This is a genomic window from Arthrobacter ginsengisoli, assembly GCF_031456935.1.
GTDB classification, from domain to species: domain Bacteria; phylum Actinomycetota; class Actinomycetes; order Actinomycetales; family Micrococcaceae; genus Arthrobacter; species Arthrobacter ginsengisoli.
This window is the reverse complement of sequence record NZ_JAVDVQ010000006.1, coordinates 1-18,624: the sequence shown is the minus strand read 5'-3', so window position 1 is coordinate 18,624 and position 18,624 is coordinate 1. Positions and strand designations below refer to the sequence as shown.

The window sequence follows — 18,624 nt, the reverse complement described above, 5'->3', positions numbered from 1 at the left end:
TCCTCGTGTCCGATGCGGAGATCGAGGAACTGCGCGCGTTGCTTGAGGAAGTCATCAGGCTCCGCCGCAACCTCCAGCACGCCGAAATGCGCAGCGCCGGACGAATCGAGGCCGTCCGGCCCCGCCACCGCCAGAGTGCCCTCAACCTCGTTCACTACACAGAGCTGCGCCGCCATGACATCAGGGATCTCCAGACCCGGCTCTCGAAGTACGGGCTGTCCTCGCTCGGCCGGACCGAGTCCCATGTGCTGCCCAGTATCGAAGCGCTGATCTGGACCATGACCCGGCTGGTCACCCCTGATGGCGAGCACACCGCAACACCTCCCGGTTACGCGGACGGCAGCGAACTGCTCGCCCGAAATGCCGTCAATCTCCTCGGGCCCAAACCGGAAGACCGCGCCACGCGGATCATGGTCACGCTGCCGAGCGAGGCCGCAGCGGACGCGTCCCTGGTCCGCGGCATGGTCGAGCGGGGGATGGACCTGGCCCGCATCAACTGTGCCCACGACGGACCGCAGGCCTGGCGGCTCATGGTCGACCATGTCCGCGCCGCAGAAGACGCCACCGGGAAGCATTGCCTCATCGCCATGGATCTCGCCGGCCCCAAGCTGCGCACCGGACCGGTCCGTCCTGGTCCCCGGGTCCTCCGGGTCCAACCGCTCCGAAGCAAGACGGGCACGGTCCTGGAACCGGGACGCGTGTGGCTCGGCGCGACGCCGGAACGGGCACCCGACCCGGCCTTGCCGGCGGTTCCCCTGGCTGACAACACGTGGGCCGGCGCCCGCAGGCAAGGCCAGAGGATCAGGCTGAAGGACGCCCGCGGAGCCCGCCGCACGCTCTTCGTGGAGCAGACCTCCCGGGACGGGTGCCTCGTGACGCTGGACAAAACCACCTACTTCACACCGGGGACAAGGCTCACCGCGATCGCGGACCGGGTTACCGGCAAGAAGGGCCACAAACCGGGGCGGGCCACCGCGGAGGTTGGTGAACTCCCGGCCGTGGACGAGAGCCTGCTCATCCACCGGGGCGACAGCATCATCCTGAGCCGCAACCTCGTCCCCGCCGACAGTACCTCGGTGGGCAAACACCGCATCGGATGCACCCTCGAGAGCGTCCTTGCAGACGCCCGGACCGGGGAACGCATCTGGTTCGACGACGGCAGGATCGGAGGCGTGATTACCGCCGTCGGGCCGGGAGAGCTCACGGCGGTGATCACGTCCGCAGCGCCGCAGGGCACGCGGCTTCGCGCAGAAAAGGGCATCAACCTGCCGGACTCGCAATTGACCGTCTCGGCCCTGACCGAGCAGGACATCACTGATCTGGAGCATGTCCGGGAACTCGCCGACATCGTCAGCATGTCCTTCGTCCGCAGCGCAACAGACGTGCGGGAGCTCCTTGCCCACCTCGATCCGGGCCGCGACCGGAACCTGGACATCCTGCTCAAGATCGAGACAGTGGCGGCCTTCGAAGCGCTGCCCGACCTCCTCCTTGAACTCATGAAGTGGGCCGACGTCGGCGTCATGATCGCGCGCGGCGATCTCGCCGTGGAAGCCGGCTTCGAAAGACTCGCGGAAGTCCAGGAGGAAATCCTTTGGCTCTGCGAAGCCGCTCACGCACCGGTAATCTGGGCCACCCAGGTGCTCGACACGCTCGCCCGGAGGGGCATGCCGTCCCGGGCCGAAGTCACGGACGCCGCCATGGCCCAGCGCGCCGAGTGCGTCATGCTCAACAAAGGACCCTTCATCAACGAGGCCATCAGCATGCTCGCGGACATCCTCGGCCGGATGCAGGACCATACCCAGAAGAAGCGAAGCCTGCTCAGACGACTCCGCGCCTGGGACCACAACGGCACCGACGCCTGACGTCCGCGGCTGACGTTGCGGGCCCCCGGTCACAGAACAGGGCTTAGTTCTCTGGCGCAGCGTCGGGACGAGGAATGTACTGGACTCAGGGTTCGGCACAATGGGCGGCGGAGGGAGCGTTGCCCCTGTGGGCGGACTGGTCCGGCGGCCGGCACCGGGCAACCCCGACGCGGGGTCCACGGAAGGGAGCACAGATCCGTCATGGAGCTCACGGCGCTAGTCCTCATCGCTGCCGCCCTGTTCGTGTGGGCGCTCGTTTCGGCGCGGCTGCAGCAGGCGGACCTCACCGCTCCAATGGTGTTCATTGCCGTCGGTGCGGCCCTGAACTGGTCCGGTCTGGTCGATGGCTCCGCGCCCCCGGAGGCCGTCACTCCGCTGGTCGAGATCACTCTGGTCTGGGTGCTCTTCTTCGACGCCGCCCGCCTGCCACTCCAGCAGTTGCGCCGGGACGTGGGCCGCTATGTGCGGCTGCTGGGGGTTGGGCTGCCGCTGACCATTGTGTTCGGATGGGTCCTGGCCATCTGGTTCTTTCCCCAGTTCGGGCTATGGCTGGCCCTCCTCGTAGGCGCGGCGCTGGCGCCTACCGACGCCGCCCTCGGGGTCCCCGTGGTGACGAATCCGGTGGTGCCGTCGCGGATCCGCCAGCTGATCACCGTCGAGAGCGGCCTCAACGACGGCATCGCCACCCCGGTCGTCATGGTCGCGATCGCTGGTGCGGCCGCCGCAGCGGGTTTGGAGAACGCTGCTGCTCCCGGCAGCGCGGTCGTCGAGCTGCTCATCGGCGCCTGTGTCGGCGCAGCGACGGGTGCGCTGGGCGGGTGGCTGCTGCAAGTGGCGGGCCGGCGCGGGACCGCCGCCGAGGACTTCGCCGGCATCGGAGTCCTTGCGCTGAGCCTGCTCGCCTACACCGCCGCACTCGCAGTGGGCGGCAACGGATTCGTCGCCGCGTTCTGCGGCGGGCTGGCGTTCGGGACCTGCGCCGGGAAACGGGCGCCGGCCGCACTGGTCTTCGTCGAGCAGGTGGGCGGCCTGGCATCACTGCTGGTGTGGCTGGCCTTCGGAGCCATCGCCGTTCCTACCATGGTTGCGCACTTCGTTCCCCTGACCATCGTGTATGCGGTGCTCAGCCTCACCGTGGTGCGCATGCTGCCGGTGGCACTCGCCTCGATCGGTGCCGGCCTCGACCGGAACACCATCCTGTTCGTGGGGTGGTTCGGTCCGCGCGGCCTGGCTTCCCTCGTGTTTGCGCTGTTGGCGCTGGAGGCCGTCGGACCAGTGTCTGATGAGGCTGTGGGGGTCATCACGGCCACCGTACTGCTCAGTGTCCTGGCCCATGGATTCAGTTCCGCGCCGTTGGCCGCGCGCTACGGGCGGGCCGCTGCCGCAGCGGGACCGGAGCCCGGCGGGCCGGTGCCTGTCACCCCCGCTCCCGCCCGGGGCCTGAGCCGCATCCATACGCCCCTTCCGCACTTTCGGCAGAAGCGGGCCCGGCCTTAGATGCCCTTGACCCGGGGCACCGCAGGCAAGACATCGGCGTTTGAGGCAGCCCTTTGCTCGATCGAATGTGCAAAGATTGAAGGTAATAGGTAAACGTCTTGAGAGGCTGAATCTTCCTAAGGATAAGCAGCAGGAGGGTTGGCAAATGCAGAGCACGGCAATCTCCACCCGCGCCCTCGATCTACTGTTGCTGCTGCGCGGCAGCGAACCCGAAGGACTCGGCCGGGCAGACCAGGTCTCGTACCAGCTTGAGACCGCGATTCTGATGGGTATCCTGACCGAAGGCGACAGGCTGCCCACGGAATCCGTCCTTGCGGCCGAGCTTGGCATCTCCCCGATAACCCTCCGCCAGTCCCTGGCCGCCCTCCGCACCAAAGGCCTGATCGAAACCAGCCGGGGGCGCAGCGGCGGAAGCGTCATCCGCCGCCAAATCGAACTTACCGACACGCAGTTGCAGCACAAGCTTCGGGAAACCAGCACCGAGGCCCTCCGGGACCTCGGAGACCTGGGCGCCGCCATAGCGTCCATGTCCGCCCGGCTGGCCGCAGACCGCGCAGATCACCAGAACGTGGAGCATCTGGAAGAGCTGGCAAGACGCCACCGGGATACGGTCGACGTCCGGGCCCGGCGCCGCATGGACAGCCGATTCCACGTCGCCGTCAGCATTGCCGCACAGTCCAGCAGGCTGACCTCGGCGGCCCTCCAACTGGAGGCCGAACTGATGACCCTCTGGTGGGGCCAGCCTGTCCCGCCCAGCAGCGAGAGCACGTTGGAGGAACAGCACCAGGCGATCGTCGATGCGATCAGGGCGCGGGACGCCGACGCTGCAGCCCGCGCGGCAGAGCTCCACAGCCGAAGCGAGACAGAGTATCTAATCGAGCAGCATCTCAGCCTGACAATGCACCCTCAAGGAGGCAGGTGACATGGAAACCGTCGAGGAAAACCTTGAACGGACTGCCCACGCCATTTCCTCCAGCATCAACGGCGTCTTCGCCGATCTGGAAAAGATCGCAGGCACCGTGACGGCTGCCGCGAATGCCGTGCCCGGAGTTCCCCGCCGCGGCGATTTCCAGTTCCTGAAGCAGGGGCTGTTCGATTTCATCAAGCTGCACTCGGACCTCATCATCGGGGCAGGGATCGCCTACGCCCCGGGGAGCCTCGCCGAAGCGCCGCACTGGCTGGAATGGTGGAGGGCCCAGCCCCAGGGCGAGCCCCGCTTCGTCACCCACGACCTTAATCCGGACTCGCTGAACTACTACGACTACACCGGCAGGGAGTGGTTCAAGCTTCCCGCCTCCAACGGACAGCCGGTGGCAGTCGGCCCCTACGTCGATTTCGGCGGCATCAACGTCGCCATCATCACGCTCTGCGTGCCCGCTCGCACCGCGCAGGGCATTCACGTCCTCGGGGGCGACCTTCCGCTCGCCAAGCTTGAGGGAATTTTCCTCCGGGCGCTGCAGCTCCGCGAGCCGGTGGTGGTCCTGCTTGGACCCAACGGCCGCGTCATCGCCTCCAACAACGCCCGCATCGCGGCCGGCACGTTGCTCCTCGACGGTGACCTCGCCCGGGCAACCACCTCAGTCGACGTTTCTCCGGGCAGCACCACCCGCTTGCCCTGGAAGCTCATCGTTCTCGAAGGCTGACCAGCCTACCCTGCGCCAAACCGGCGACGCCGGACTCCTTGACGCTTTCAGCCGCAGCCACCACCGCCCTGCCCCACAGCGTCTTCCGCCGCGCCTCTTTCCCAGTCCCCACGGCCACCACATTGGGCTGCAAAAAAGCTATTGCATTAATCATACAATGATGTATCTTTAAGAGTGACCAGGAGCACACTGCTACTCCTGAAAGGCACTTCCCCTAGCGCCTTACCCGCGAAACCCTCCTCCGCTGCCGAGGAAGAGAGCCACCTGGCAGGGATTCTCCCGCAAGTTCAAACACCCGGACACGTTGGATCCCACGGCCCTTGAAGGCCCCGATCCCCAAGCAGTCCGAGTTTGAAAGGAAAAGCAATGTCCCATGTAGTTGATGACGCGCCACTGTCGTCATTCCACAAGAAGTTGGCACTGTATTCATCCGGGGGCCCGTTCGTTGACGGGTACATTCTGAGCATTATCGGCGTCGCGATGATCCAGATAACGCCGCATTTCAACCTCACGGCATCGGAGCAGGGACTGATCGGGGCCGCCGCCCTGGTCGGCATCTTCTTCGGTGCTTTCCTGGGCGGCTGGCTGACCGACAAGTTTGGCCGGCACCTGCTCTTTACCGTGGACCTCATCGCCCTGGTTGCGTGCTCCGTCGCCCAGGCCTTTGTCAACGACGCATTCTGGCTGATCATCCTCCGGTTGCTCATCGGCTTTGCCGTGGGCGCGGACTACCCGATTGCCACCTCCCTGCTCGCGGAATTCACCCCCAAAAAGTGGCGCGGCCCGCTGCTCGGGGCGTTCGTCACCATGTGGTTTGTCGGTGCCGCCGTCGCCTACATCGTTGGCCAGTTCCTACTGACGTTCGAAGACGGGTGGCGCTGGATGCTCGCCAGCTCGGCCGTACCCGCCCTCATCATCGTCCTGCTGCGCATCGGCACCCCTGAATCACCCCGCTGGCTGGTCAAGGTCGGCCGGTATGACGAAGCCACCAAGGTGCTCAAGCGCGTTTACGGGCCGAACGTCACCCTGGCCGACCTGCCCGAAGAGGCCGGTGAGTGTGTCAGCGTCGGCCAACTGCTGAAGTCCGGCTACGGCAAGCGGATGGCTTTCATCACCATCTTCTGGACCTGTTCAATCGTCCCCCTGTTCGCCGTCTACGCCTTCGGGCCCGCCATCCTCGAGGCACTCAAGCTCGGCGAGAACCTGGCCCATGTCGGCTCCGCTGCCATCACCGTGATGTTCCTCGTTGGCTGCCTCGTTGCGGTGTTCCTGGTCAACAGAATGGGCCGGCGCCCCCTGATCATCCACAGCTTCCTCTGGAGCGGCCTGGCACTCCTGGCCATGGGCCTCTTCCCCGACGCCGACTCCTGGATCATCATGACCCTCTTTGCCGCCTACGCCCCCCTTATCGGCGGCACCCAGATCATGCAGTGGGTCTACCCCAACGAGCTGTTCCCCACTGAAGTGCGCGGATCCGCCGTCGGGCTGGCCTCCTCCCTGAGCCGCATCGGCGCTGCTGTCGGGACTTACCTGGTCCCGCTGGCCCTGACCACCCTCGGCATCGGACCCACCATGATCATCGCCGGCATCATCACGCTGATCGGCATGGCCGTTTCCATCGTCATGGCGCCGGAAACCCGCGGCATGACCCTGGGCGAGGCAGCCGCGCTGCCTGGAAAAACCCCCGCCAAGGCCTCCCTCAGCCAGCGCGTAGCGAACTAAAACGCACCTACTGTCCCGCACCCCTCACCACAGAAAGTTCGGATGATGAAAGACGTAGTTATTGTCGGAGGCGGCCTCGCTGGCCTGTCAGCAGCCTGGCGGCTGCGGCACTGGGACTCGGTTCTGCTGGAATCAGAGGACCGTGTCGGGGGCCGGATCCGGTCCGAGCGCCGGGGTGCCTATTGGTTGAACTGGGGAGGACACGTGTTCGCCGGGGCCGGGTCGTCCACGGATGCCTTGCTCAATGAGGTCGGTGTGACGGCCGTTCAGATCCCCGGGTCCCTCCAGGCCCTGTCAATGAACGGCAAGTTCATCCGCAAGGGGCACATCGCCACCTACCCGTTCCGCATTCCGATGTCCCTGACATCGCGGATCGACACGCTGCGGGCCGGCATGAAGGTCGTCAGCGGCGTCGCCAAGTACACGTCCGTCGTGCGGAAGCGTTCGGGGGAATCCGGTGCCATGCGGCAGCAGCGCATCTATGACTTCGAGAACGACAGCTCGTTCCTTGACTTCATTGGAAACCTCTCAGAGGACGCCGCCGCACTGTTCAAGACCACCGTCACACGCTCCTCGGGTGACATGAACGAGATCTCAGCCGGCGCCGGAATCGGATACTTCAGCCTCGTGCTGGGTATCGGCCAGGGGCTCAGCCAGGGCATCGTCGGCGGCCCGTCCACCCTGACCGAGTCGATTGCAGCCTCGCTGGGCGACCGCATCCAGCTCGGAGCCACCGTGCAGGAGGTCGTGCATCGGAAAAACTCCGTCCTCGTCCGGTACAGCCAGGGCGGTGCCGACCGTGAGGTGGAGGCCCGCACCGTCGTCCTGGCGACCACCGCCGACGTGTCGCACAAAATTGGCGTGGACCTTCCGGAGGACCTGCGCGGTGCACTCGGCCAGATCAAGTACGGCCCGCACGTCAGCACGGCCTTCCTGACCAACGAGACATCGGCACGGCCCTGGGACGACATCTATGCCATCGCGGCACCGAAGCGCTCGTTCGCGATCGCCCTGAACCAGGCGAGCATCGTCCGCGGTTCCGAGTCCGTGCGGAAGCCCGGCGGCAGCTTCATGACGTTCTCCCCCGCCAGCCTGGGGCGCGCGTTGCTGGACAAGAGCGATGAGGAAGTCATCCAGACCCACCTTGCCGATCTCGACCAGGTCCTCGGCCACGGATTCGCTGACAGCGTCGTCGAGGCCGAGACGGACCGGTGGAGGGTTGCTTCCCCCTACTGCTTCCCCGGCCGGGCCAAGCTCCAGTCGACGCTCATGCGCGGGACGGACCGCGTGTTCCTGGCCGGAGACTTCCTCGGAACCCTCTACACCGAAAGCTCCATCACCACCGGCTTCTCGGCAGCCCAGGAAGCGGCCAGCCTGCTGGCCACGGAGAAGCAAAGCGTCCTGCCGACCACCTTGCGGCTGGCTGCCGGATCCTGACCATTTCCGCCCCTCGAACCAACATCTTTCAAGGAGAAAAACCATGTCAAAGCAACTCAAAGGTGTCCTCACCGCCCTGGCCACCCCGTTCACGGCCGACGGCAGACTGGACCAGGAACGCCTGCGGACCCTGGTTGACCGTTCCATCGACGGCGGGGTCCACGGCGTCGTCGCCTGCGGATCCACCGGGGAATTCACGGCGCTGAGCAGCGACGAACGCAGGCTCGTCGTCGAAACCGTCGTCGACCAGGCAGCGGGCCGCGTTCCCGTCGTCGCCCAGACCGGGGCCACCAGCACCGCCGAGGCGATAAGCCTCTCCCGGCACGCCCAGGCTGCCGGCGTCGACGTCATCATGCCCGTCGCGCCCTACTATGAAGCCCTGTCCCTGGACGAGACCCTGGACTACCTGCGCACGGTGGCCGGTTCCGTGGACATCCCGGTCATGCTCTACAACCTGCCCATGGCCACCGGCGTGAACCTGGAGCCGGAAACTGTCGGGAGCCTGGCGCGGGAAGTCGAGAACATCCTCTACATCAAGAACACGACGACGGACATGGCCCAGTCCGCGCAGCTGATCCACAACCACGCCGATGTCATCTCCACCTTCGTCGGCTGGGACAGTCTGTTGTTCGCCTCGCTGGCTGAAGGCGCCGCGGGCGTTATGGCCGGAACCGCGAACGTGGTCCCCGCCCAGCTGGTGTCGGTCTACGACGCCGTCCAAGCCGGAAACCTGCACGCCGCCCGGCAGGAATGGGACCGGATCTACCCCCTGATCGATGCCATCATCAGCGCACCCTTCATTCCGGCGGTCAAGGCAGCCCTCGACGGCGCAGGCTTCCCCGTCGGCGCGCCCCGCAGGCCGATCCACGGTCTGGACCGGGACACGGAATCCCGCATCAAGGCGCTTGCTGCAAAGTTCCAGGCAGCACACGCCGCGGCCGGATCGAGGTAACGCAGATGTCCATTTCGCTCACCAGTCCGGCACAGATCCACCGCTCCCAAGCACCCGAACTGCTCATCGCGCCGGAATCGCTGGCCCCGGGCCAGCACTTCATCGGCGGAGTTTTCCGGCCCGGCAGTTCCGGCCCAATCACCGAGGTCATTGACCCCTGCAGCGAAAAGCCGATCGCCTCCGTGGCCGACGGCACGGTCGAGGAGGTCGATGCTGCGGTGGCCGCCGCCGTCGCCGCCAAGGGGCAGTGGGGATCGCTGGTGCCCAAGGTACGATCCGAAATCCTGCACCGGGTGGCCGACCGCCTGGCTGAAAATGCCGAGCTGCTGGCACGGCTCGAGTCGGCCAATACCGGAAAGCCGTTCATGGTTTCCGAGGATGACGTCGCCGGAACGATCGACACCTTCAGGTTCATGGCCGGTGCCCTCCGGGCCACCACGTCGATGGCTGCCGGCACCTACGCCGCAGACCACCTGTCCCTGATCCTGCGGGAACCGCTGGGGGTGGTGGGGGTCGTGACGCCCTGGAACTATCCCCTGCTCATGGGCGCGTGGAAGATCGCCCCCATCCTGGCCGCCGGCAACACGCTGGTGCTGAAGCCGTCCGAGCAGACACCGTTGACCACCCTGAAGTTCGCCGAACTCGTCGCGGACATCCTGCCGCCGGGTGTCTTCAACGTGGTCACCGGCCGCGGCTCCGTCGTCGGTGCCCGCCTCGCCGAACACCCGGATGTGGACATGATTGCGCTCACCGGGTCGGTCAACAGCGGCCGCGCCGTGGCCCGCGGGGCCGCGGAATCACTCAAACGCGTCCACCTCGAGCTCGGCGGCAAGGCCCCGGTGGTGATCTTCGCCGACGCCGACCTGGCGGCCGCGGCCACGTCCCTGCGGGCTGCCGGTTACTGGAATTCCGGGCAGGAATGCGGAGCAGCCTGCCGCGTGCTGGTCCACGAATCCGTGGCAGAACAGTTCACGGAACTGCTGGTGCAGGAGGTCAGCACGCTGAGGGTGGGCGAACCCGGCGCCGGGCCGGAGATCGAGATCGGGCCTTTGACGTCCAAGGGACACTTCGACCGGGTCACCGGGTACCTCGAGCGTGCACAGCGGGACGGGGTCCGCGCCGTCGTCGGAGGTTCTGCGCTTGAGGGTCCGGGCTACTTTGTTGCCCCGACGGTGTTGGTGAACGTGCCCGACGGCGCCGAGTGCTCCCGCGAGGAGATCTTCGGGCCGGTGGTCACCATCGAAACCTTTGCCGGCGAGGAAGAAGCGATTGCCCGCGCCAATGACGTGCCCTTCGGCCTGGCCGCGTCGGTCTGGACCGAAGACGCCCGGCGAAGCCATGACGTGGCGTCCAGGATCGACGCCGGCACGGTCTGGGTCAATTCACACCTGGTGCTGGCCAACGAGGTTCCGTGGGGCGGCTTCAAGGGCTCCGGCTATGGCCGCGACCTGTCCATCTACGCCCTGGAGGACTACTCCCGCACCAAGCACGTTATGCACAACCGCGGGCGCTGACAGGCCCAGCCTGCGGACGACGGCGGGACTTCCCGCCGTCGTCCGCATGGATCACTTTCGCGGCAGCCGGCGCAGAGACGATCCGCACGACGTTCAGTGCGCTTCGGTGGCCCCGGCTCTGGGAGGCAGGTGTTTCCAGAAAACAATGGCGGCGATTGCGCCGCCAGATGCGATGAGCACCAATGGAGTTTGGAAGACTGCGGCCAGCATGGCGAAGCCTGAATCTGCTCTGGGTTTCGACGACGAAAATATCGACGCCATGTCGATCATCAACGCTACGTCCTCGGGAAATTCGCTGAGCGGGACATTCGCAGGACCCTGATAAACGCCCGCTGAATGAAACCAAAAGCCCGCCAGTTGGGTAGCGGCCAGCAGGATAACGACGGCACAGTACCGCAGCGCCCTTCCACCCATGGTCCTTTGGATAGCCATGGCGTCAGTATGGCAGGCGACAGCGAGTTAGACCGGGATTCATTAGAAATGGGTGAAGTCCCAATTTGGGCCAGTGCAGGCCATAGCTAGTGGCCTGCACCCGGACCTTCTTTCCTAGAGTCCAAACGCGACTGAACTGGAGCGTCTAGGTTCACGGACCAAACAGTGCCGGCGCCCGAGTCGTTGTGACGATTTCGGCTTCATCCGAGCTCACCAATTTGCGAGCACCGCCGCCGCCACCACCGCCAACGACAGCCAGAAGATCGTTAATTGCGTCCCAAGCGTGACCGGAGAGGTCCGTGGAAGCGTCCCATATACCCGACAGACTGAACGCAACGGCGTCAAATCCAAGGTTCGCTGTTCTTGGAACCGCGGGATCGGGCGTCTTGCCTTCCGCTTCACCTTCGGCCGTTAAAAGTGCTGTTAGACCATGCGCCATCGCACTAAATCGGTCTCCCCTGTGGGATTTCACAGGTTCAGGTGTGAGAACACCGGGCGCACCCAAAGCCAGCTTAAAAGAATTGTTAGTCATTTTGTCTCCGTTGATCCCCAAATTCGGAGTTGATTACCAGATTCGGAAGCCTAAGCTTCTCAACACTCGCCATTCCACTGCAGAGTCCAAATTTACTGTGCGAATAATCGGTACACATGCATAATCTCGGCAGGTCAGACCCTTAGTTATCCCCCCATCCTTGACTTCACTTGATATGGTCCTCGCAGGAGCCGTGAAAGTCAATGACGACTGTTGACAGATTTACATCACTGGGAGGAAGATTCAGCTACTTGATTTTCCAGCGCCGCCTCGTCGGATCCGCCACGTCGAATTGCGACGGGTCCTCAGCGCAAAGAGCCCTCAGAAAACACATCGCAACGCGCAATGCCGGTCGCGCCGAATTACATATAGAACCGACCGAATGAATCGAACTGGCTAAGGCGATCTCTGGCAAGCCTGGCGGTAGCACTGACGTGTTTCCGGGGCGCTGTTCCCCCGAACACGGTCGGGTTACGGAACCGAACAGCGCTGCTCAGGGAGGGATTGTGATGGTTATGATTCGATCATGCCGAACCCACGATTGTCCCTCGCCCTGGAACGTATTGGCCCTGGCGACTGGGAGGTATTTGAACAGTTCGCGTCAGAGTTCTTAGCCGTCGAATATCCAGCCCTCCGGACGATGGCAGCTCCGAACGGAGACAAGGGCAGAGACGCCGAAATATTCACGATTGACGGTGTGTCAAAAGTCGTATTTCAATACTCTGTCACGGCCAGTTGGAAGACGAAAATTACGAGTACGCTGGACACCCTCAAGAGGAATTTTCCTTCGGTCAGCACCATGATCTACATGACCAACCAGGTGATTGGTCCAGCTGCCGATGAACTCAGGGAAGAGTCTCGACGTGATCGGAATATAACCGTAGATATCCGGGACCGGTCGTGGTTTGTGGACCGCGAGGAGTCCTATCCTCAACGACGAGTGGCAAGTGAAGACCTGGCCAGGAGATTTGTCGATCCGCTCCTGTCCAAACGAGGGGTCATCGACAGAATATCGACCTTGACAGCGGATGAGAGCAAGGTCGCGGTGCTGCACCTGGCACTCGACAGCGAAGATCAGGCAACCGATCAGAGTCTTACCAAGAGCTGCTTCGATTCTTTGGTCTTGGCGGCGCTTCACGATTCGAGCACAAATAATCGACTTAGCCTGAGCGAAATCCAAGACGGAGTCGCCCTCCGCATGCCCGTGGGAAAGCGAGGGCAGGTCGATGCCCTGACCCTGAGCGCACTGAACCGCCTGTCTCGGAAGGGGCCCGTTAAACAACACAAATCAGCTTCCGCGCCTGAGGACACTTACCATCTCAGTTTTGAGGAGGCCAAGAAGCTAAATGATCAGACGGCCAAGTTCCTCCTTGATGAAGCTGCTCTAGATGCGGAACTCACCGTGGCGGTTCGAGCCCTCGAAGTACCGACGGAACTGAGGGAAGCACAGTTGACAGAGATATCTCGGCAACTGCGAACAGTGTTGGATGAAACACTCTTGGAACGGGGCGAATCTTTTGCCGAAGCCGTGGAAACCGGAGAACCGTTCCAGCTCAGCCCTGTAGCCATAGCGGACAAAATTACAGCAAATGGAGGCATCCATGAGCTTGATTCTGATGCCGCGGCCGCAGCCATAATGCATGTATTGGAGCAGCCGTCACCTCAAACACAGTCGCATCTTCGGCGACTGGCTGACGCATACACACTTTTTGCATTCCTGAAACAAACCCCGGACGTCCAGAAAGTCATGCTCACCGTCTTCAGTGAAGGCGACATATGGTTGGACACCACCGCGATCCTGCCGCTTATCGGAGAGAGCCTGGTCGACGATCCGGAGGAGCGACACTTCACGATTTTGATGCGGGCAGCGGTCGACGCCGGGTTGCTTCTGTTCGTAACGGAAGGAGTCATCGAGGAAGTTGAAAGGCACCTCAACCTGGCCGTGGCTTATGGCCACAACAGAACGTCGACTTGGACAGGAAGAGTCCCCTTCCTTTACTCGGCCTTCGTGCTCTCGGGCCGACCGGAGAATGAATTCTTGGACTGGCAAAGGGTCATTTGTGGACGCGAACAACCATTGCAGGACGTCAGCGACTACCTTGCCGACGAATTCTCCATCGAGACCAGAAATCTCCTGGAGTACTCGGATGCCGCATCAATCGAACTTCGGGGCGCAGTTCAGGAACTATGGAACGCGACTCACGAGAGAAGGAGACAACGAGGTGACTACGGAGCCGACCAGGGGACGCGGTCTCGCCTGGTTGCCCACGACGTTGAAAACTCAGTCGGGGTCATCGAGTACCGACGGACGATCGGACCATCACCCATGGGCTACCTGGCATGGTGGCTGACATTCGATGGAACAGCAATGAAAATGAAGGACCATCTACGGGAACGCCTTGGCCCTCAAGCGCCTCCGTCGCCGGTATTGAGCCCGGATTTCCTCACGCAATTGCTCCGCTTGGGGCCCCTTCGCACTGCCATCGAGCAGGATCTACGAGTGCAGTTACCCCTGCTCACGGACATGAGCGTCAATCACTACGCCCCGCGCGATCTGCTCGATTTAGCAAGAGAAACGAGAGAGAAGTCGTCGAGTCAGAATGAACGGGTGGTTCGTCGCGAAGTCCGCGACGCGGTAAACCGCGCAAGGCAGCAGATGGGTCCAGCGGCGGTCGGCGGCGTCCGAGCAATGGAGGATCGCATTTCAGCCTCCATCAAACGTCAATCACGCGAATGAACCCCGCCGGCGCCAGCATGGCCGCTCCCCCTGACCCGCTTTGTCCCGCTTTGTCTGCTCCAAGTCCCAGTTATGCGAGGCGCGAGAGACTGGCGCAGGGAGCGAGGCGCTTCCGGCGTCGGGCGCCATAATCGGAGCATGACGGCGTTTACGCACTCCGTAGCGGCCTGTGCGGCCTACTACTCGCTGGGTGCTGTCGCGATTGCCATCCTTTGCGTTATCGCGCTTCACAAACTCGAACCAGAGTTCGACCCCTCATGGCGGATGCTCAGCGAATATTCATTGGGCAGGTACGGCGTGATCATGCGCATTTCTTTCATCCTCGGCGGGACCGGCGTTGCAGCATCCGGTGTTGCCTTGTGGCAGCCTGCCGGCCTTCTGGCTGTCGGACTTCCCGTGGTTGCTCTTGGGCCGATCGGGGCAGCCTTCGTCGACACGGACCCGATCACTACGCCGCGGTCGGAGATCACCGGCCGGGGCAAGGTCCATGCCGGTCTCGGCTCGCTCTTCATCCTGGGCTTTCCCGTTGCCGCGACCTGTGCGGGAATCGGTGCAGCCATGCATTCGCCGGCTGGGCAAATCCTTGCGTGGGCGGCGATCATCCCGTGGGCGGGCCTTATTTTGTTCCTTGGCGCGACGTTCCGGTTCGGTCAACCCGACGCGATTGGGAAGCCTGAAGTACGTATCGGCTGGCCCAATCGCTTCAACATGCTGGCATATTTGGCTTGGGTCGCACTGGCAGGCGGTCTGACACTGATCCAGGTCCTATGACCTACGTTTGCCTCATGGCACTGCGAAGCGGCGAAGGGCCCCGACGCGATCTACACTGTCTGGATGGAGGCCACGGTCAGCGGAGTGCCCGTGCATTACGCCGAGTACGGCGGCGGCACGCCGGTCCTCGCTCTGCACGGCGTTGGTGTGGATCATCGCGAGATGGCCGGCGCTCTCGAACCGATATTCCGCACCGTTCAGGGCTTTCGGCGCCTGTATCCGGACCTGCCGGGGATGGGCCGCACGCCGGCGCCCGAGACGATCACGAGCAACGATGACGTCCTGGACCTGCTGCTCGGCCTTATCGACAGCATCATTGGCGATGAACCGTTTCTTGTCATGGGTCACTCGTACGGAGGGTACTTGGCCCGCGCAATTGCCAGTCGGAGTCCTGAGCGGGTTATCGGGCTGGCGTTGATCTGCCCGGTTGGCGCGCATACCCGCAACGTGCCAAAACACGAGGTCCTTGTTTCCTCGGCGGACCTGGCCGGCGAGCTGGGCCCGGAGCTCGAGGCTTCCTATCGTGGCTACTTCGTGGTGCAGACTCCGGAAACGCTTAGCCGGTTCCAGGAGTTCGTGGCTCCCGCGGCGTCACTCGTTGACGAGTCGAGCCTGGCGCGAATTTTTTCGCACTGGGAGCTACGGGATTGCCCGGAAGCGGCGAAAACCTATCCTCACCCCGTGTTAATTCTTGCCGGGCGGCGGGATGCCACGGCCGGGCACACAGGCCCGTGGGAGCTGACCAAGCACTACCCTCGCGCCACCTTTGCTGTGCTCGATCGCGCCGGCCACGCTCTGTTCCACGAGCAACCCGGGCTCACTCAAGCCCTTATTGTCGAATGGCTCGCGCGCGTGCGAGAGCACGCCACGACATGAAGTCATCGGCCGTGCGGTGATACCGGTAGCCTTCGGCTACGCTCCAGTTTGGGGTGCGGCGCGTGCTGCAAATTTCTCGGAGGAAGATGATGACAGCGTGCGGCCTGGTCACCAACGGCGTCGACGACGATTGCGGGGCGCCTTCGACGGACAGCGCCATGGACGGCGAACCTAACCGGTCCCGTAATGGCGGCCGTCAGGCTCCAGACAACGGCCCTGCCGACTTGTCAGCGGTCCCCGCCGCGGCCGGAGCCCTGGCCATTGCGCCGACGCGCACCTGGAGTCTGCAACGTGAATGGTCCTGGGCGTTCCTGCTGATGTTCCTCGCGGTCCTGCTCGGGGCCGCCGCGACCTTCATTGGTGTCCGCGGAGTCATGAACGAGGTGCATGCGGCCGCGTCACGGCTCCATACCGAGGCGGGCATCGTCGCGGATCTGCGGGCCGCCCTCGATGCCCACGAGCAAGCCGGACTTCTTCTGCTCGCCGGCGCACCCTCTGACCAGCCGGCCTACATCCAGCAGCAACAGGAACTTTCAGAGCTGTTCGAGAAGGCATCCACGGTCCTTCCAGCCGAGATGACCATGAGAGCAGACGTCGTTGAAGCCCGCCGGGCATGGCAGCAGAACCTGACGACCCATGGCCTGCAGGCCGACCAGATGCAGGCCCCCGGCGTGGACCGCCTATCGGAAGCTCCTGGATTCACCGCTGCCGGCGCCCGTATCCGTGGCCAACTTGACCATATTGAGCGTTCTTCCCTGGAGTCATTGGATGCCGGGCTCGCCTCCAGTGCACGGCTCGAACAGCTCGTGATCGTGGCGCGCAGCACGCTGTTCTGCCTGACCGCCGCCGCGGTGCTGTACTTCCGCCGGCGGATGATCAAGTACCTGATGCAGCCCCTGGAGAGTCTGCGCCGGGGCGTCGCAGAGCTGCGCACCGGCGACTACCGCCACCGCATTGACGTGGTCCGCCACGATGAACTCGGCGAGCTGGCCCAGGCGTTCAACTCCCTGGCCGCCGCCGTCCACGGCAGCCACGCGGAGCTCACGCACAGGGCCACCCACGATCCCCTCACCGGGCTCGCCAACCGCGCCGCGCTGACCGACCACCTCGCTGCTGCCTTCGGCCCCGGCAGCGATCACCAGGCCCGCCACGCGGGACTATTGTTCATCGATGTCGATGATTTCAAGGATGTCAACGACTCACTTGGCCACGACAGCGGCGATCTCCTGCTCGTCCGGCTCGCCGCGCGGCTCACGAGCTGCGTGCGCCCGAACGACCTGGTCGCCCGCCTCGGTGGGGACGAGTTTGCGATCGTGGTCATGGACCAGAAAGAAAGCTCCGGAACCGCCGCGGTCGCCGCGCGGATCCACCAGGCCCTGCGCGCACCGTTCCATGTTGGCGAAGACCGCCTGATGGTCACCGTCAGCATGGGAGCGGCCCAACAACGTCCCGGAACGCAGGACCCCTCCACGCTGCTGCGCGAAGCGGACTTCGCGATGTATATGGCCAAACACAGCGGCAAAGACCGCTACCAGCTCTTCGACGCCGAAGGCTATGACCACATGGCCTACCGGGCCGCCCTCAAGGCCGACCTCGCCGTGGCCACGCCCGCGGGCCAGCTCCGCATCGAATACCAGCCTGTCGCCAACCTGGACACCGGGGCAATCGTGGGCGTTGAGGCACTGGTGCGCTGGCACCACCCCACGCTGGGGGTTCTGGCCCCATCCGAGTTCATCACTCTGGCCGAAGATACCGGCGACATCGACGCCATCGGCGCCTGGGTGCTGGAGACCGCCACCCAACAAGCCGCCGCGTGGCGCCGAAACCTGCCGGGCTGCGCGGACCTCTGGATCGCGGTCAACCTCTCCACGTTCCAGCTCCGAGAACCCCGGAATCTGGATTCCATTAACCGCATCCTCTCCGACCCCGCCACGCAGGCAGACAAGGTGGTCCTCGAAGTCACCGAAACAGCCCTGGCTAGCAACGTTGACGGCGGTATCACCGCCCTCAAGACACTCAAAGCCCTGGGCGTCCGCATCGCCATCGACGACTTCGGAACCGGGTTCTCCTCCCTCAGCACGCTCGCTGCGCTGCCCGTGGACATCCTCAAAATCGACCGATCCTTCCTCAGCAGCCAGCAAGGCAGCGCACCATCAACGGCCATGCTCGAAGGAATCCTCGGCCTCGCCCACAAACTCTCCCTCGACGTGATCGCCGAAGGCATCGAAGAAACCGAACAGCTGCACCTGCTCCGAAGCCTCGGCTGCACGATGGGACAGGGATACCATTTGTCCCGCCCCGGTCCCGCCCAGAAGATCGAGGCCCTCCTGGCCTCACCCGCGCGATTCCAGCCGGCACCCGACTCCGAACTCGAAGACGCCATCCGAAGCTGACGCCCGCTCGCACACGACGCACGGCAGGCTTCGAGTTTCCCGCAGCGGCCCGGACGGAGCAGCCGAATTACTGGGCGTTCAACCGCGCCTGGACTCTGGAGGATTCCCTCTTGAGGCCTCAGTCAACCAGTGAAGGCCCGCCTATTGGGGGTTAGACGGGCCCCTGTTGCCTCATTGCAATACCTCCGGGAAGGTGATTCGTTGCCTCATCTAAAAACCTCCGGTTGACCGCTTCGTTGCCTCATTGAAAAACCTC

Annotated in this window: 14 protein-coding genes; 12 read left to right on the top strand and 2 right to left on the bottom strand. The window is 63.9% G+C overall.

Features of this window, described 5'->3' with window-relative positions; genetic code table 11:
• The first annotated feature begins 5 nt into the window (after positions 1–5).
• The 8 genes from J2X01_RS08555 to J2X01_RS08520 all read left to right on the top strand — a co-directional run bounded on the left by J2X01_RS08555 (position 6) and on the right by J2X01_RS08520 (position 10,627).
• Positions 6–1,862: a pyruvate kinase gene (locus J2X01_RS08555; protein ID WP_310055662.1), complete on the top strand. Its 1,857-nt coding sequence runs from the start codon at positions 6–8 to the stop codon at positions 1,860–1,862.
• A gap of 201 nt (positions 1,863–2,063) precedes the next feature.
• Complete coding sequence (locus tag J2X01_RS08550; protein WP_310055660.1) at positions 2,064–3,359, top strand: cation:proton antiporter domain-containing protein; 1,296 nt, start codon at positions 2,064–2,066, stop codon at positions 3,357–3,359.
• A 145-nt stretch (positions 3,360–3,504) separates the two neighbouring features.
• Positions 3,505–4,281, top strand: a complete 777-nt coding sequence (locus tag J2X01_RS08545) for a FadR/GntR family transcriptional regulator (RefSeq protein ID WP_310055657.1) — start codon at positions 3,505–3,507, stop codon at positions 4,279–4,281.
• Between the two features lies 1 nt (position 4,282).
• Positions 4,283–5,002, top strand: a complete 720-nt coding sequence (locus J2X01_RS08540; protein ID WP_310055654.1) for a cache domain-containing protein — start codon at positions 4,283–4,285, stop codon at positions 5,000–5,002.
• Between the two features lie 366 nt (positions 5,003–5,368).
• Complete coding sequence (locus J2X01_RS08535) at positions 5,369–6,724, top strand: MFS transporter (RefSeq protein ID WP_310055651.1); 1,356 nt, start codon at positions 5,369–5,371, stop codon at positions 6,722–6,724.
• A 42-nt stretch (positions 6,725–6,766) separates the two neighbouring features.
• Positions 6,767–8,161, top strand: a complete 1,395-nt coding sequence (locus tag J2X01_RS08530; RefSeq protein WP_310055647.1) for a protoporphyrinogen/coproporphyrinogen oxidase — start codon at positions 6,767–6,769, stop codon at positions 8,159–8,161.
• Between the two features lie 43 nt (positions 8,162–8,204).
• Positions 8,205–9,113: a 4-hydroxy-tetrahydrodipicolinate synthase gene (gene dapA / locus J2X01_RS08525; protein WP_310055642.1), complete on the top strand. Its 909-nt coding sequence runs from the start codon at positions 8,205–8,207 to the stop codon at positions 9,111–9,113.
• Between the two features lie 5 nt (positions 9,114–9,118).
• Positions 9,119–10,627 (top strand): aldehyde dehydrogenase family protein, encoded by a 1,509-nt coding sequence (locus J2X01_RS08520; RefSeq protein WP_310055640.1) that lies wholly within the window; start codon positions 9,119–9,121, stop codon positions 10,625–10,627.
• Between the two features lie 93 nt (positions 10,628–10,720).
• On the opposite strand, the gene J2X01_RS08515 is transcribed toward J2X01_RS08520, so the two are convergent.
• On the bottom strand, positions 10,721–11,059 hold the full coding sequence (locus J2X01_RS08515) for a hypothetical protein (protein WP_310055638.1): 339 nt from the start codon (positions 11,057–11,059) through the stop codon (positions 10,721–10,723).
• Between the two features lie 151 nt (positions 11,060–11,210).
• Entirely contained in the window at positions 11,211–11,591 is a 381-nt protein-coding gene (locus tag J2X01_RS08510) for a hypothetical protein (protein ID WP_310055636.1), read from the bottom strand.
• Positions 11,592–12,117: 526 nt separating this feature from the next.
• On the opposite strand from J2X01_RS08510, the gene J2X01_RS08505 reads away from it, so the two are divergent.
• From J2X01_RS08505 to J2X01_RS08490, 4 genes are all read left to right on the top strand, one after another.
• Positions 12,118–14,328: a hypothetical protein gene (locus J2X01_RS08505; protein WP_310055634.1), complete on the top strand. Its 2,211-nt coding sequence runs from the start codon at positions 12,118–12,120 to the stop codon at positions 14,326–14,328.
• A 138-nt stretch (positions 14,329–14,466) separates the two neighbouring features.
• Positions 14,467–15,099: a DUF998 domain-containing protein gene (locus tag J2X01_RS08500; protein ID WP_310055632.1), complete on the top strand. Its 633-nt coding sequence runs from the start codon at positions 14,467–14,469 to the stop codon at positions 15,097–15,099.
• 63 nt (positions 15,100–15,162) lie between these two features.
• Positions 15,163–15,975, top strand: coding sequence for an alpha/beta fold hydrolase (locus tag J2X01_RS08495; protein ID WP_310055630.1), 813 nt, complete (start codon positions 15,163–15,165; stop codon positions 15,973–15,975).
• Between the two features lie 86 nt (positions 15,976–16,061).
• Positions 16,062–18,368, top strand: a complete 2,307-nt coding sequence (locus tag J2X01_RS08490) for a putative bifunctional diguanylate cyclase/phosphodiesterase (protein WP_310055626.1) — start codon at positions 16,062–16,064, stop codon at positions 18,366–18,368.
• Positions 18,369–18,624 lie beyond the last annotated feature (256 nt).